Annotated in this window: 12 protein-coding genes; 7 read left to right on the top strand and 5 right to left on the bottom strand. The window is 65.4% G+C overall.

Annotation, left to right across the window (positions count from 1 at the left end):
- Nucleotides 1–41: 41 nt before the first annotated feature.
- The 4 genes from ettA (at nt 42) to MKAN_RS05295 (ending at nt 8,071) form a co-directional block, all read left to right on the top strand.
- Nucleotides 42–1,718, top strand: coding sequence for an energy-dependent translational throttle protein EttA (ettA, locus tag MKAN_RS05310; protein WP_023365930.1), 1,677 nt, complete (start codon nt 42–44; stop codon nt 1,716–1,718).
- A gap of 433 nt (nt 1,719–2,151) precedes the next feature.
- Entirely contained in the window at nt 2,152–6,975 is a 4,824-nt protein-coding gene (locus MKAN_RS05305) for an NAD-glutamate dehydrogenase (protein ID WP_023365928.1), read from the top strand.
- Nucleotides 6,972–7,388, top strand: coding sequence for an acyl-CoA thioesterase (locus MKAN_RS05300; protein WP_023365926.1), 417 nt, complete (start codon nt 6,972–6,974; stop codon nt 7,386–7,388). The genes MKAN_RS05305 and MKAN_RS05300 overlap by 4 nt, the downstream gene beginning before the upstream one ends.
- The gene (locus MKAN_RS05295; protein WP_042313363.1) at nt 7,385–8,071 is read left to right on the top strand and encodes a DUF8010 domain-containing protein; all 687 of its coding nucleotides are present in this window, start codon (nt 7,385–7,387) and stop codon (nt 8,069–8,071) included. The genes MKAN_RS05300 and MKAN_RS05295 overlap by 4 nt, the downstream gene beginning before the upstream one ends.
- Before the next feature lie 16 nt (nt 8,072–8,087).
- On the opposite strand, the gene MKAN_RS05290 is transcribed toward MKAN_RS05295, so the two are convergent.
- From MKAN_RS05290 to MKAN_RS05275, 4 genes are all read right to left on the bottom strand, one after another.
- Nucleotides 8,088–8,714: a class I SAM-dependent methyltransferase gene (locus tag MKAN_RS05290; RefSeq protein ID WP_023365922.1), complete on the bottom strand. Its 627-nt coding sequence runs from the start codon at nt 8,712–8,714 to the stop codon at nt 8,088–8,090.
- Nucleotides 8,715–8,730: 16 nt separating this feature from the next.
- Nucleotides 8,731–10,320: a glycoside hydrolase family 13 protein gene (locus tag MKAN_RS05285; RefSeq protein ID WP_023365920.1), complete on the bottom strand. Its 1,590-nt coding sequence runs from the start codon at nt 10,318–10,320 to the stop codon at nt 8,731–8,733.
- Nucleotides 10,320–10,715, bottom strand: coding sequence for a globin (locus MKAN_RS05280; RefSeq protein ID WP_036392944.1), 396 nt, complete (start codon nt 10,713–10,715; stop codon nt 10,320–10,322). Before MKAN_RS05280 ends, MKAN_RS05285 begins: the two co-directional genes overlap by 1 nt.
- 73 nt (nt 10,716–10,788) lie before the next feature.
- Nucleotides 10,789–11,523 carry a hypothetical protein gene (locus MKAN_RS05275; RefSeq protein WP_023365916.1) on the bottom strand — a complete coding sequence of 245 codons (735 nt, stop codon included), beginning with the start codon at nt 11,521–11,523 and terminating at the stop codon, nt 10,789–10,791.
- 232 nt (nt 11,524–11,755) lie between these two features.
- Here MKAN_RS05275 and MKAN_RS05270 point away from each other — a divergent pair, with 232 nt between their 5' ends.
- The 3 genes from MKAN_RS05270 to MKAN_RS05260 all read left to right on the top strand — a co-directional run bounded on the left by MKAN_RS05270 (nt 11,756) and on the right by MKAN_RS05260 (nt 13,174).
- A complete protein-coding gene (locus MKAN_RS05270) occupies nt 11,756–12,430 on the top strand; it encodes an HNH endonuclease (protein WP_036392577.1) in 675 nt (224 codons plus the stop codon).
- A 62-nt stretch (nt 12,431–12,492) separates the two neighbouring features.
- Nucleotides 12,493–12,720 carry an aa3-type cytochrome oxidase subunit CtaJ gene (ctaJ, locus tag MKAN_RS05265; protein WP_023365912.1) on the top strand — a complete coding sequence of 76 codons (228 nt, stop codon included), beginning with the start codon at nt 12,493–12,495 and terminating at the stop codon, nt 12,718–12,720.
- Nucleotides 12,707–13,174, top strand: a complete 468-nt coding sequence (locus MKAN_RS05260; RefSeq protein WP_036392579.1) for a DUF5130 domain-containing protein — start codon at nt 12,707–12,709, stop codon at nt 13,172–13,174. The genes ctaJ and MKAN_RS05260 overlap by 14 nt, the downstream gene beginning before the upstream one ends.
- A gap of 67 nt (nt 13,175–13,241) precedes the next feature.
- Here MKAN_RS05260 and pepN read toward each other — a convergent pair whose 3' ends face one another.
- A complete protein-coding gene (gene pepN, locus MKAN_RS05255; RefSeq protein ID WP_036392948.1) occupies nt 13,242–15,845 on the bottom strand; it encodes an aminopeptidase N in 2,604 nt (867 codons plus the stop codon).
- Nucleotides 15,846–15,883 lie beyond the last annotated feature (38 nt).

The raw sequence follows: 15,883 nt of genomic DNA, 5'->3' as shown, positions 1-15,883 counted from the left end.
CCCCGGATAACCCGGCAAGACCAGAAAGGCAATACCGCGGCATGGCTGAGTTCATCTACACGATGAAAAAGGTCCGCAAGGCGCACGGCGACAAGGTGATCCTCGACGACGTCACGTTGAGTTTCTACCCCGGTGCCAAGATCGGTGTGGTCGGCCCGAACGGGGCCGGTAAGTCGAGCGTCTTGCGGATCATGGCCGGTCTGGACAAGCCGAACAATGGTGACGCTTTCCTGGCTACCGGGGCCAGCGTCGGCATCCTGCAGCAGGAGCCGCCGCTGAATGACGAAAAGACAGTCCGGGGCAACGTTGAAGAGGGCCTGGGAGACATCAAGGTAAAGCTCGACCGGTTCAACGAGGTCGCCGAATTGATGGCCACCGACTACTCCGACGAGTTGATGGAGGAGATGGGCCGGCTCCAGGAGGAATTGGACCACGCCGAGGCATGGGACCTGGACTCGCAGCTGGAGCAGGCCATGGACGCCTTGCGCTGCCCGCCACCCGACGAGCCGGTGACCAACCTGTCCGGAGGTGAGCGTCGCCGCGTCGCGTTGTGCAAACTGCTGCTGTCGAAGCCTGACCTGCTGCTGCTCGACGAGCCCACCAACCATCTGGACGCAGAAAGCGTGCAGTGGCTCGAACAGCATCTCGCCGCCTATCCCGGCGCTATTTTGGCCGTCACCCACGACCGCTACTTCCTGGACAACGTCGCCCAATGGATCCTGGAACTGGATCGTGGCCGCGCCTACCCTTACGAAGGCAACTACTCGACGTATCTCGAGAAGAAGGCCGAGCGGATCGCGGTGCAGGGCCGCAAGGACGCCAAGCTGCAGAAGCGTCTCCAAGACGAGCTGGCTTGGGTCCGCTCCGGCGCCAAGGCGCGCCAGGCCAAGAGCAAAGCGCGCCTGCAGCGCTACGAGGAGATGGCCGCCGAGGCGGAGAAAACCCGCAAGCTTGACTTCGAAGAGATTCAGATCCCGGTGGGACCGCGACTGGGCAATGTGGTCGTCGAGGTCGATCATCTCGACAAGGGCTATGGCGGACGCACGCTGATCAAGGACCTATCCTTCACTTTGCCGCGCAACGGTATCGTCGGGGTCATCGGGCCCAACGGCGTCGGCAAGACCACACTGTTCAAGACCATCGTCGGGCTCGAAGAACCGGACAGTGGCACTGTCAAGATCGGCGAAACCGTCAAGCTGAGCTACGTCGACCAGGCCCGGGCCGGCATCGATCCGAAGAAGACTGTGTGGGAGGTCGTGTCCGACGGCCTGGATTACATCGAGGTCGGTCAAAACGAGATACCGTCGCGAGCCTATGTGTCGGCGTTCGGTTTCAAGGGTCCAGATCAGCAGAAGCCGGCCGGGGTGCTTTCGGGTGGCGAACGCAACCGGCTCAACCTTGCGTTGACCCTCAAGCAGGGCGGCAATCTGATCCTGCTGGACGAACCGACCAACGACCTGGACGTCGAGACCCTGAGCTCATTGGAGAACGCCCTGGTGAACTTCCCTGGCTGTGCTGTGGTGATCTCGCACGATCGCTGGTTCCTCGACCGCACCTGCACGCACATCCTGGCGTGGGAAGGTGATGCCGACAACGAGGCCAAGTGGTTCTGGTTCGAGGGGAATTTCGGCGCCTACGAGGAAAACAAGGTGGAACGGCTCGGTATCGAAGCTGCGCGTCCACACCGAGTTACCCACCGGAGGCTGACGCGCGACTAGTGTCAGGTCTGCCGGTCCCACGACGATGCGGCCGGTGCGGCCGTTGAGGAGTGGGGCAAGTTAGGCACAGTCCCACGACGATGCGGCCGGTGCGGCCGTTGAGGAGTGGGGCAAGTTAGGCACAGCCCCACGACGATGCGGCCGGTGCGGCCGTTGAGGAGTGGGGCAAGTTAGGCACAGTCCCACGACGATGCGGCCGGTGCGGCCGTTGAGGAGTGGGGCAAGTTAGGCACAGTCCCACGACGATGCGGCCGGTGCGGCCGTTGAGGAGTGGGGCAAGTTAGGCACAGTCCCACGACGATGCGGCCGGTGCGGCCGTTGAGGAGTGGGGCAAGTTAGGCACAGTCCCACGACGATGCGGCCGGTGCGGCCGTTGAGGAGTGGGGCAAGTTGAACAGCCCGCGGTATCGGTGGTGAGTTGGGAGCAGTCGGTATGACGAGCGATCCCGAAGTTAAGCAGGATGTCGGGGCGTGGACTACGTTCACCCAGCCCGCTGACGTCCCTGACTGGATCTCGCAGGCCTATCTGGAGAGCTACCGGGGCCAGTCGGACGGCGGGTCGCAGAGCCCCGACTCGCTGCTGACGCCGCGCATGTTGGGTGCGCATTACCGGCTCGGTCAGCACCGTGCGGCCGGTGAGAGCTGTGTAGCTGTGTATCACGCGGACGATCCGGAGGGGTTCGGGCCGGCGCTGCAGGTGGTCGCCGAGCACGGCAGCATGCTGATGGACTCGGTGACGGTGCTGCTGCACCGGCTCGGGGTGGGCTACACCGCCATCATGACGCCGGTGTTCGATGTGCGCCGCAGTCCCGCGGGTGAGCTGTTGCGCATCGAACCCAAAGCGGTCGGCACGTCACCGTACACCGGCGAGGCCTGGATTTTCGTCCAGCTCGCGCCCTCGGTGGACCGCAACGCCCTGACCGAAGTCGAACGGCTGTTACCGAGGGTCCTGGCCGACGTCCAGCGGGTCGCGACGGATGCGGCGGCGATGATCGCCACCCTGAGTGAATTGGCCGAGGCAGTCGACACTGATCCCGAAGGCCAGTATGCGGCTCCTGACCGTCAGGAGGTCGCGGCGTTGCTGCGCTGGCTGGGCAATGGCAACTTTCTGCTACTGGGTTACCAGCCCTGCCGGGTCGACGAGGGGATGGTCATCGGTGACGGGTCCAGCGGCCTCGGCGTGCTGCGGGCGCGGGCGGGCATCCGGCCCCGGCTGACCGATGAAAACAAGTTGCTGGTCTTGGCCCAGGCGCGGGTCGGCAGCTACCTGCGTTACGGGGCTTACCCCTATGCCATCGCGGTGCGCGAGTACGTAGGGGACGGCAGCGTAACCGAGCATCGCTTCGTCGGGCTCTTCACGGTCGCCGCCATGAACGCCGATGTCCTGGAAATCCCGGCGATTTCGCGCCGGGTTCGGGAGGCCCTCGAGTTGGCCGGCAGCGACCCCAGCCACCCGGGTCAGCTGTTGCTCGATGTCATCCAGACCGTTCCACGCCCCGAGCTTTTCACCCTGAGCGCCGAGCGGCTGTTGGAGATGGCCAAAGCCGTGGTGGACCTTGGATCCCAGCGACGCGCTTTGTTGTTCCTGCGGGTGGATCGGCTACAGTTCTTCGTCTCGTGCCTGGTCTATGTGCCGCGTGATCGCTACACCACGGCCGTGCGCTTGCAGATCGAGGACATCCTGGTCCGCGAGTTCGGCGGGACGCGACTGGAATTCACCGCTCGCGTCAGTGAATCGCCTTGGGCGCTCATGCATTTCATGGTCCGGTTGCCCGAAAAGGACGACGGGGTTTCCGCACCCGGCTCGGTGGATGTTTCCGAGGCCAACCGGCTCCGGATCCAGGCGTTACTGAGCGAGGCCGCGCGAACCTGGGCCGACCGGCTGATCGGGGCGGCGGCGGTCGGCTCCGTCGGGCACAACGATGCCGAGCATTATGCGGCTGCCTTCTCCGAGGCCTACAAGCAGGTGGTCAGTCCGACCGATGCCATAAACCACATCGCCATCATCAACGAGCTGACCGACGACTCGGTCAAGCTGGTGTTCTCCGACCGCGACGAACAGGGGCTCGCGCAGCTGACCTGGTTCCTCGGCGGATGCACCGCCTCGCTCAGCGAGCTAATGCCGATGCTGCAGAGCATGGGTGTCGAGGTGCTCGAAGAGCGGCCGTTCACCGTGACCCGTCCCGACAGGCTGCCGGTGTGGATCTATCAGTTCAAGATCTCGCCGCATCGAACCATCCCGCGGGCGACGACGACCGCTGAGCGGGATGCGGCCGCACAACGGTTCGCCGATGCCGTCACCGCAATCTGGCAGGGCAGGATCGAGATCGACCGGTTCAACGAACTCGTGATGCGCGCGGGACTGACCTGGCAGCAAGTTGTCGTGCTGCGTGCTTACGCCAAGTACCTACGGCAGGCAGGCTTCCCCTACAGCCAGTCCTATATCGAATCGGTGCTCAACGAGCATGCCTCGACCGCACGCTCGCTGGTGACTCTGTTCGAGGCGATGTTCGATCCCCGGCCAGCGGGCTCACGGCGCGACGCGCAGGCGGCCGCGGCCGCGGTGGCCGCCGACATCGACGCGGTGGTGGGTCTGGACACCGACCGCATCCTGCGCGCCTTCGCCTCGCTGGTTCAGGCCACATTGCGGACCAATTACTTTGTGACACGCGAGAGTTCGGCCCGGAGCCGCAATGTGCTGGCGGTCAAGCTGGACGCGCAGTTGGTCGACGAGCTGCCGCTGCCGCGCCCCAAGTTCGAAATTTTCGTGTACTCACCGCGGGTGGAAGGCGTGCACCTGCGGTTCGGTCCGGTCGCGCGCGGCGGCCTGCGCTGGTCGGATCGCCGCGACGACTTCCGCACCGAGATCCTGGGCCTGGTCAAGGCGCAGGCGGTGAAGAACGCCGTCATCGTGCCGGTCGGCGCCAAGGGCGGATTCGTCGTCAAGCGGCCGCCGCTGCCCACCGGCGACGCGGCCGCCGACCGCGATGCCACCCGCGCCGAGGGTGTGGCGTGTTACCAGCTGTTCATTTCCGGATTGCTCGACGTCACCGACAACGTCGACCACGCGACCGGAAAAGTCAGCCCACCGCCGGAGGTGGTGCGTCGCGACGGCGACGACGCCTACCTGGTGGTGGCCGCCGACAAAGGAACCGCCACGTTCTCCGACATCGCCAACGACGTCGCCAAGTCCTACGGGTTCTGGTTGGGTGACGCGTTCGCCTCCGGTGGATCGGTGGGCTACGACCACAAGGCCATGGGCATCACCGCCAGAGGTGCCTGGGAGGCCGTCAAACGACACTTCCGGGAAATCGGGGTCGACACGCAGACCGAGGATTTCACCGTCGTCGGTGTCGGCGACATGAGCGGCGACGTGTTCGGCAACGGCATGCTGCTCAGCAAGCACATCAGGCTGGTCGCCGCCTTCGATCACCGGCACATCTTCCTCGACCCGGACCCGGACGCCGCCGCCTCCTGGGAGGAACGGCGGCGGATGTTCGAGCTGCCCCGATCAAGTTGGGATGACTACGACAGGTCGCTGATCAGCGAGGGCGGCGGCGTCTACAGCCGCGAGCAGAAGGCCATTCCGATCAGCCCACAGGTGCGTGCCGCGCTCGGCATCGACACTGACGTCACCGAGATGTCCCCGCCCAACCTGATCCGCGCGATTCTGCAGGCGCCGGTCGACCTGCTCTTTAACGGCGGCATCGGCACCTACATCAAGGCCGAGTCGGAATCGGACTCCGATGTCGGCGATCGGGCCAACGACCCGGTGCGGGTCAACGCCAACCAAGTGCGGGCCAAGGTGATCGGCGAAGGCGGCAACCTCGGGGTCACGGCGCTGGGCCGCGTCGAATTCGATCTGTCGGGCGGCCGGATCAACACCGACGCGATGGACAACTCCGCCGGCGTGGATTGCTCCGACCATGAGGTCAACATCAAGATCCTGATCGATTCGCTGGTCACCGCGGGCAAGGTCAAAGCCGACGAACGCAAACAGCTGCTGGAGTCGATGACTGACGAGGTGGCTCGGTTGGTGCTCACCGATAACGAGGACCAGAACGACCTGATGGGTACTAGCCGCGCCAACGCGGCCAGCCTGTTGCCGGTGCACGCCGACCAGATCAGGCACTTGGTGGCCGAGCGGGGAATCAACCGGGAATTGGAGGCGCTGCCGTCGGAGAAAGAGATTGCGCGGCGGGCCGAGGCGGGTATCGGGCTGACCTCGCCCGAGTTGGCGACGTTGATGGCCCACGTCAAGCTGGCGCTCAAAGAGGAGGTGCTGACCACCGAGCTGCCCGATCAGGACGTGTTCGCGTCCCGATTGCCCGATTATTTTCCGCGGCCGTTACGGGAACGGTTCACCTCGGAGATCCGCTCGCACCAGCTGCGTCGCGAGATCGTCACCACGATGCTGATCAACGATCTGGTGGACAACGCCGGTATCAGCTACGCCTTCCGGCTCGCCGAGGATGTCGGAGTAACCTCGATCGACGCCGTGCGTACCTACGTCGCCATCGACGCCATCTTCGGAGTGAACCATCTCTGGCGGCGCATCCGCGCGGCGAATTTGCCGGTCGCACTGTCGGACCGGCTGACACTCGATACCCGTCGGCTGATCGACCGGGCGGGACGCTGGCTGCTCAATTATCGTCCGCAGCCGCTGGCGGTCGGCGCTGAGATCAACCGCTTCGCCGCGAAGGTCAAGGCCATGACGCCGCGCATGTCGGAGTGGTTGCGCGGTGACGACAAAGCCATCGTCGAGAAGGAAGCGGCTGAGTTCACGACTCAAGGCGCGCCCCACGACTTGGCCTACCGGGTCGCGGTGGGCCTGTACCGCTACAGCTTGCTCGACATCATCGACATCGCCGACATCATCGAGATCGACACGGCTGAAGTCGCCGACACCTACTTCGCCCTGATGGACCGGTTGGGCACCGACGGACTGTTGACCGCGGTCTCCGAGCTTCCCCGCAACGATCGGTGGCAAGCGTTGGCGCGGTTGGCGATCCGCGACGACATCTATGCCTCGCTGCGGGCGTTGTGTTTCGACGTGCTGGCTGTCGGCGAACCCGACGAAAGCGGGGAGCAGAAGATCGCCGAGTGGGAGCACATCAGCGCATCCCGGGTGGAGCGGGCTCGCCGCACGCTCAACGAAATCCGGGAGTGCGGCGCGAAAGACCTCGCGACGCTGTCGGTGGCGGCGCGCCAAATCCGACGGATGACCCGCACCAGCGGGCGCGGGGCGTCCACATGAGCGTCGGTTTCGTAGCGCCGGTGCCGGTGCGCTGGTCCGACATCGACATGTACCAGCACGTCAACCACGCCACCATGGTCACCATCCTGGAGGAGGCGCGCGTTCCGTTTCTCAAAGACGCGTTTGCGGCTGACATCACCACCACCGGCCTGCTCATCGCCGATGTCCGGGTCAGCTACAAAGGTCAACTGCGGCTTTCCGATTCGCCGCTGCAAGTGACGATTTGGGTCAAGCGGCTGCGCGCGGTCGACTTCACCCTGGGTTACGAAGTACGGTCGGTTAGCGCGGAACCGGACTCGAAGCCGGCCGTCCTAGCCGAGTCACAGCTAGCCGCGTTCCATATCGAAGAACAGCGGTTGGTCCGCCTGTCCCCACATCATCGGGAGTATCTGCAACGGTGGCTTCGCGAATAGGGGGCGCGTTAGCGGAGGGAACCGGGGGCGGAGCCGAGCGCGGCCTGTGGCTGGCTGACCCGGCTCACCGCGCGGATCTGGCCACGTTCGTCGAACGTGCGATGCGGCTCGACGACGCGGCGATCATTCGGATCCGGGCACGATCGGCTGGATTGCTGACGGCTTGGGTGGCGACGGGTTTCGACGTGCTGGCCAGCCGGGTGGTGGCGGGCAGGGTGCGGCCCGACGATTTTTCGGTGGGCGCAGCAGGATTGGCGCGCGGCCTGGCCGCGATGGACACGTCGGGCTATGTCGACCCGGGCTATGCGATGGACTCGGCATGGCGGGGTGCGCTTCCCCCGGAGTCCGGTTTCGTCCACCTCGACGACGTGCCGGCGAGGGTGATGCTGGATCTGGCCGCGACTGGCGCACGGCTGGCCAAGGAATACGGCAGTTCCCAGGGTCCGCCGGCCTCGCTGCTGGATCAGGAGGTCATCCAGGTCAGTTCCGGCGACGTCGTCGTCGGTCTACCGATGCGCTGTGTGTTCGCTTTGACCGCAATGGGTTTCCTGCCGCAGCCGGCGGAGGCGATCGACTCCGACGAGATAATCCGGGTCCGGGTTCTGCCGACCTGGTTGCGGCTCGACGCCCGCTTCGGGTCTGTGTATCGGCGGCGCGGACATCCCGCTCTGGTACTGCGCTGACGCCAGAGTCTGTTGCCTAGCGCGGGTCTCGCCAGTGCAAACGGTACCGATAGTAGAGGCCCCGCCGGACTTTGGCATTGGGCAGAACCTCGTTGGCTACCCGTCGGATCTGATCGAGGTTTTCGTTGGGTTCGGTGACCGGTACACCGATGTCACGGGTCTCGCCATGAAGGCGCGACCCTATGCGGGCCCAGGGGGTGCAGAGCAACGACCATGCCCAGTCGCGGATCGTCTTGTTCGCCGCAAGCCCAACGACGGCCAGCTCGCCGCCGGGCTTGAGCAGTCGTCGCGCTTTCGCCAGCGCTTCTCGCAGCGGCTGGTGATGAATGCTGGCCAGGAATGTGATGACATCGAAGCTTTGCCCGGGTGCGGTGAAGCTTTGAAAGTCGCAGCGATCGACCGATGCGTTGTCTATCGACTGCAATCGGCGCCGGGCTCGCTCGACCGTGCCCGCGTCAGGATCGATGCCGACCACCCGGTGTGATACCGCCGCCAGCCGCTGCACCAGCAGCCCCTCACCGCACCCCACATCCAAGACGTCGCCGTGGTGTCGCGCTGCGATGTCGACCAGCCATGGGTGATAGGCGGTGTTGTGGTTCCAGTAGTCCGCCACATTTTGCAAGTCTTCCAGTGTCTGGCCCATCGACGGGCGACCCGAGCTAAACCAACCAGGCCGCGGTGTCCGGTGGCAGCTGCCCGTCGACCAGCGGTCCGCTCGCCATGAGCAGCTCGCCCGGGGGCAGGGTTGTCGGGTGACGGCCCGCATTCAACGCGCACACCAGTCCGCCGCCGCGGCGCCGAAATACCAATGCGTCGCCTGTTGCCGGCAGCCAGTCGATCTGGCTGCCATCGAATTGGTCGTGTTCCCTTCGCAATTGGAGCGCACGACGGAAGAACGACAACGTCGAATCGGGATCTGCACGTTGCTTCTCGACGGTCAACGCGGCCCACTCGCGCGGCATCGGTAACCAGGTGTCGGCGCACGTCGAAAACCCGAACGGGGGAGCGTCGCCTGACCACGGCAGCGGAACCCGGCACCCGTCGCGGCCACGTTCGGTGTGGCCGGAGCGTTTCCACGTCGGGTCCTGCAGTACCTCGTCGGGCAGGTCCACATCGGGCAGCCCGAGTTCCTGACCGTTGTAGAGAAATACCGCGCCAGGCAGGGCGAGTATGACCATCGCCATGGCCCGCGCCCGGCGCAGCCCAGTCACGCCGCCGCCGTAGCGGGTGACCTCCCGTCCCACGTCGTGGTTCGCCAGCGTCCAGGTCGGCGTGGCGTTTTCTATCGCCGCAGCCGCCAGCGAGTTCTGCACGGCATCGTGGATCTCGGTGGCGTCGAACTCGGTCCGGGTCAGCCGGAAGTTGAAGCCGAGGTGCAGTTCGTCGGGCCTGACATATTCGGCCCATCGGGTGTTGTCCTGCACCCAGACCTCGCCGACGGTGACCGCTCCCGGGTAGTCGTCGATAACTGCGCGGATATCGCGGTGGATCGCATGCACATGCGGGCGGTTGAAGCGTGGATCGTCATCGGTGTGGCGCAAGATTTTGGCTTCGTCTGCGGCGTCGGGCAGGCCAGCGGGCTTGGCCATGCCGTGCGCCACGTCGATGCGGAAGCCGTCCACACCGCGTTCCAGCCAGAAGCGCAGTGTCTTCTCGAAGTCGTCGAAAACCTCTGGGTTGTCCCAGTTGAGGTCGGGCTGCTCGGCGTCGAAGAGGTGCAGATACCACTGGCCTGGGTTGCCGTCCGGTTCGGTCACCCGAGTCCATGCCGGTCCGCCGAAGACGGACTCCCAGTTGTTCGGCGGCAGCGACCCGTCCGGGCCCCGGCCGTCGCGAAAGAAATAGCGGTCCCGCGCGTCGGTGCCGGGACCGGCGGCGAGCGCCGCTTGAAACCACGGGTGCTGGGAGCTGGTGTGGTTGGGCACCACGTCCATGGTGACCTTGATGCTCCGCTGATGTGCGGCCGCGACCAGTCGTTCGAACGCTGCCATCCCGCCGAAAAGCGGATCGATGTCCCGAGGGTTGGCAACGTCATAACCGTGGTCGGCCATCGGCGAGACGGTGACCGGGTTGATCCAGATACCGTCGACACCGAGTCGTTGCAAATACTCCAAGCGGGTCGTTAGCCCGTCGAGGTCACCGACCCCGTCTCCGTCGCTGTCGGCGAACGAGCGCGGATACACCTGGTAGAACACCGCGTCCGACCACCACGACCGCGGCTGATCTTTTCGATCCACTGCGGCGGCCATCAAAACGCGGAGTTCACCAACGAGTGGGCTGCCATCTCGAGATAGGCGAGCAACTCGCGGCGGCGCTCGTCGTCCAAGGTCTGTGCATCGATGGAGGCGACAGCGGTGTGCATGCACCGCAACCAGGCGTCGCGATGGATGGGCGTGATCCGAAACGGCATGTGCCGCATCCGCAGCCGCGGATGCCCGCGCTGTTCGGAGTAGGTTCGCGGGCCGCCCCAATATTGCTCGAGGAACATCCGCAGTCGTTCTTCGGCGCCCGATAGATCCTTCTCGGGATAGAGCGGACGCAGGATCTCGTCTTCGGCGACTTGTTCGTAGAAGCGTGACACGATGGCGTCGAACGTCTTGGCGCCGCCCACGGCATCGTAGAAGGATTGTTGTTGCGGTTCCATTGCTTCCATTGTGGTCTATGAATCGCCGACGTCGCGTGATGTCGATCTCACCTTCGGCTCCGGTCCGAGCATCCTAGAGGTTGGAGCCAAACCGTCGCTTGGCGCTCGCCATGTCGGCAGCAAGCCGGTCCAACAGGTCGCGCAGCGGCGACGGCGGCAGCCCTGCGCCACCCGTTTCGAAAGTGCTCAGTTCGACTCCGGCCTTGGCGCACTCGATGAAGGACCAGGGTATCCCCGGTTCGTCGGCGCCCAATCGTTCGGCGATCGTGGCCACCGAGCGCTCTTGCACCGCAGCCATCTCCGCGAGCACCGACATGAGGCGATGCTCGTAACGGGCGCGGCGCATGGTCGTCTCGTCGCTTACCGAGCGCTGATGTGCTGTCCCGATGCTGACGCAGCCGTCTGATGCCACCACGAAGCCTTCCTGGCGCGCAGCGGAGGCGATATCCAACCTATTCCCGTCGAGGAGCTGCATCGCGGAAATGCAGTCATCTATCGCTCGCAGTGCGCTCTGGAGCCGTTCGGGCAGTTCTCGGCGCCGAGGCTCGGCGCGATCGGCGGCATCTCGTTCAGCCAAACCCTTCGCTATCCCGCGCTTGGCGTCCAGCGCGGCTTGCCTGGATCGCGAGAAGCTCAGCGCTACCGGCAACTGTGGATCTGGCTCGGTGATTTCGATGACGCGATTCATCGAGGCGAGCAGCTCCGCCACGGCGGCACGCGGAGTGAGCGGGTTTCGCGCGGTGTGGCGATAGCGCTCTGCCGTGTCCTCGTTACCGGGATCACCTGGCGGACCCGCATCACCCGCCATGTCGTCAGCTCCTGTTCTTGACCGCCGGATTGCGCAGCGCCATCCCGACAAGTGCTGCCAGTGTTGCACTCCGCTAGTGCCGCTGCCGACGGCAATCGGCGGCATCCGTCGGGCAATTATCAGGGAAGGATCGGGCAGGGTACCCCGGTGTTCACCCGATCGACATGGCGTGGTCCAGGCAATTGGCGTGCGGTCGGCAAAAAATCATGGTGGACTGTTCCGCGGAGGATCTATGGCGCAGGGCAAAAAGCGCCGCAGCCATCGCAATAGCGGTGCCGCGGCAGGCGGAACAGGGCCTGCAACCGCGTCATGCCTGCACGGTGCCCACTCCCACCGACCCGCCCTGGGGGTCGAAACCCATCCGCCCAACCGCTCAGAGAGCGCATCGATCTGGAACCGCCGGCGCGTATTGCTGCTGAACTCCACCTACGAGCCGCTGACCGCGTTGCCGATGCGGCGGGCGGTCGTCATGGTGATCTGCGGTAAGGCCGACGTGGTACACGACGACCCCGCCGGTCCGGTCATCCACTCGGCGACCAGCTCGATCGTGGTGCCGTCGGTCATCCAGCTGCGGACCTACGTCCGGGTTCCCTACCGGGCCCGCGTCCCGATGACCCGCGCCGCGCTGATGCACCGCGATCGTTTCTGCTGCGCCTATTGCGGGGCAAAGGCCGATACGGTCGACCATGTGGTGCCACGCAGCCGTGGGGGCGAGCACTCGTGGGAGAACTGCGTCGCGTGCTGCTCGACATGCAATCACCGCAAGGGCGACAAGCTGCTGACCGAACTTGGCTGGTCACTGCGCCGCAAGCCGCTGCCGCCGACCGGGCAGCACTGGCGGCTGTTGTCCACGGTCAAAGAGCTGGACCCCTCGTGGGAGCGATACCTCGGTGAAGGCGCGGCCTGAATTTCTGCTGTCCTCAGTGCCCGGACCGGCCCCGGTGGGATACGGTTTGCGTCGTGAACGCTATGGAGATTCACCTCTTGTTCGTCGGAATCCCGCTGTCGCTGGTGGTCGTGCTGGCATTGATGATCTTCACCCGCAAGGGACCGCACCCGGCAACCTATGAAATGTCGGAACGTTGGACACATCCTCCGATCTTGTGGGCCGCGACCGACGAAGATGTCGGTGGCTCCCACGGCGGGCATGGTTCGTCAGAGTTCTCGGTTGGAGGTGGCGCCAGTGGCACGTGGTGACGTTGCGACGATCGAACCGACCGATCTGCCGAAGGGTTGGGTGATCACCAGCAGCGGCCGGATCTCCGGGGTCACCGAGCCCGGGGAACTGTCGGTGCACTATCCGTTCCCGACCAAGGACCTCGTGGCTTTGGACGACGCGCTGGTCTACAGTTCGCGGGCGTCCAGGGCTCGCTTCGCCGTCTACCTGGGTGATCTGGGTGATGACACGGCCACACGGGCGCGGGAGATTCTGGCCAAGGTGCCCACACCCAACGACGCGGTGCTGATCGCGGTTTCACCCAACCAGTCCGCCATCGAGGTGGTCTACGGCTCGGCGCTGCGGGGTCGCGGTGCCGAGTCGGCTGCGCCGCTCGGCGTGGCCGCCGCATCGTCGGCGTTCGAGCAGGGTCACCTGATCGACGGGCTGATCAGCGCGATCCGCGTAATCAGTGCCGGGATCTCGGCGGCCTAATTCCACCCGCGCGCGGCCGTGCACACCTGCGGCGGTTCGCGATACAGGCGCGGACGCGACGCGCGCGCTATTCGGCCGTGTCGAATCGCCGGGCCCGCAGCGACCGTTTGACGCCGGCTTGGCCCTCCAGCACCAGGCGGCGCAACGGCGGCGGCAGCTCGGGGTCCGGGGCGGACAGGAAGTTGTCGGCGGCGGCGATGCCGTCCTCGCTGATGTCGGAACCGGGATACAGCCCTATCACCACCGATTGGGCGACCTCGCTGGATCGCCGTGCCCACACTCCCGGGATCGCCTCGAAATAGCGTGATGTGAACGGCTTGAGCAGCTCACCTTGCCCCGGCGCGGCGATGCCCGCGATGATCGCGCGGCTGGTGGCGTTGGCCAGGGTGTCGTCTTCGACCACGGTGGTGAAGGCGGTCTCCTTGACCTCGAATTGCGGCCGCGCCGCGCGGGCCTGGGCGGCGTACCGCTTGCCGGTGGCGGTCGGGTCGCGTTGTTCTTCGGCATCGATCGTCGGTGACTGTGGTCCGTCGGCGTCAATGGCGCCGGCGGTTGCCAGCGCGATTACGATGCGCCAGCGCAGGTCGGTGTCGACGTCCAAACCTGCCAGCCCCAATTCGGCGGGGTCACCGTCGAGCAGCGCGGCCACGGTTTCGACGTGGCGGGGCGACAGCACCGAACCGCACAGCGCGTTGACCAAGGCCAGCTGATGGTCGGAACCGGCCGCGGCCGCGCGGGCCAATTCCAGCAGCTTGTCGGCGAACTGCGGCCAACCATGCTCGCGGGCCCAGCCCGGCTCGGCGTAGGCGTTCAGCGCCGTCTGCGCCTGCATCAGCAACCGCTGCGCCACGCCGACCTCGGTCTCGGCGTGCACGCCACCGGACACCAGTGACACGAAGTCGCGGGCGCGCAATTCGGCCTCGCGGGTCATTTCCCACGCCGCCGACCACACGAGGCTGCGCGGCAGCGGCTCGGCGATGTCGGCGATGCGCTGCAGCGCGGTCTGCAGCGACTCCGGGTCCAGCCGCAGCGAGCAGTAGGTCAGGTCGTCGTCATTGACCAGAATCAGCTTGCCTCGTGGAACGCCCACCAGCGCAGGCACTTCCGATACCGGGCCGGCGACGTCGAGTTCCTCGCGGTGGACCCGGACCAGCTTGCCCGAACCGCCGGCGACGTCGTCGTCGTAAATGCCCACCGCCAGCCGGTGCACCCGGGTCTCACCCGCGCCCGGCGTGGCCCCGCTCTGCTGCACCGCAAAGCGGGTGAAGCTACCGTCCTCGTTGACGTCGAAATCGGGCCGCAGGGTGTTGAGCCCCGTCGTCTTGAGCCACTGCTGGCCCCAGGTCGACAGGTCACGACCGGACGCCTTTTCCAGTGCGGCAATCAGATCGTCGAAGGTGGCATTGCCGAATGCGTGGGTGCGGAAGTAGTCACGCAGCCCGGCCAAAAAATGCTCCAAGCCGACATAGGCGACCAGCTGTTTGAGCACCGACGCGCCCTTTGCGTAGGTGATGCCGTCGAAGTTCACCTCGACGGCGGCCAGGTCGGGAATATCGGCGGCGATCGGGTGGGTCGACGGCAGTTGGTCCTGGCGGTAGGCCCACGATTTTTCGACGGTGGCAAACGTCGTCCACGCTTCGGTGAATTCGGTGGCTTCGCTCTGGCACAGCACCGACGCGAAGGTGGCGAAGGACTCGTTGAGCCACAGGTCGTCCCACCACTTCATGGTGACCAGGTCGCCGAACCACATGTGGGCCATCTCATGCAATACCGTCTCGGCGCGCCGCTCGTAGGAGGCCCGGGTGACCTTGCTGCGGAACACGTAGTCCTCCAGGAAGGTCACCGCGCCGGCATTTTCCATCGCACCTGCATTGAATTCCGGCACGAACAGCTGGTCGTACTTGCCGAACGCATAAGGCAGTCCAAAGTGCTTGTGGTAGAAGCCAAATCCCTGCTTGGTCTGGGTGAACAACCGCTCGGCGTCCATGTACTTCGCCAGCGAAGCCCGGCAGTAGAGACCCAACGGGATCTCGGTGTGCTCATCGCGGTAGGTGTCCTGCCAGGCGGCATACGGACCGGCGATCAGCGCCACCAGATACGTGCTCATGCGCGGGGTGGTGGCGAAGGTGTGCACCCCGTTGTCCACCCCTTTGTCCAACGAGGTGGCCGCGGCGTTGGAGATCACCTTCCAATGCAGTGGTGCGGTGACCCGCAGGTCGAACGTCGCCTTGAGGTCGGGCTGGTCGAAGCAGGCGAACATGCGCTTGGCGTCGGCGGTCTCGAATTGCGAATACAGGTAAGTCTCGCCGTCGACGGGGTCGACGAAGCGGTGCAGACCTTCGCCGGTGTTGGAGTACCGGCAGTCGGCGTCGACGATGACGACGTTGCGGTTGGCCAGGCCGCGCAGCGGGATTCCGGTCGACTCGTCGTAGTCGGAGACGTCCAGTTGTCGGCCATTGAGGCTGGCGCTGCGGACGGTGTCGGCGGCGATGTCGATCACCGTGTCGGCGCCGGCGAGCGCGTCGAACACCACGGTGGTGGTGGATCGGAAGGTCTGTTCGCCGGGGGCGCCATGCCCGTCCGTCACGTCGAGGTTGATCTGATAGCTGTCGACGGAAATCAGGGCGGCGCGTTCGATTGCTTGTTCGCGGGTGAGATTCGGAAGGGCCACGGGATCCAACATATCGGCTGGATGGTTCGCCGTCGGTT

It is taken from the genome of Mycobacterium kansasii ATCC 12478, from assembly GCF_000157895.3.
GTDB lineage: Bacteria > Actinomycetota > Actinomycetes > Mycobacteriales > Mycobacteriaceae > Mycobacterium > Mycobacterium kansasii.
Note: the sequence above shows the minus strand (reverse complement) of the source record. Positions and strands in the feature narration are given on the sequence as shown.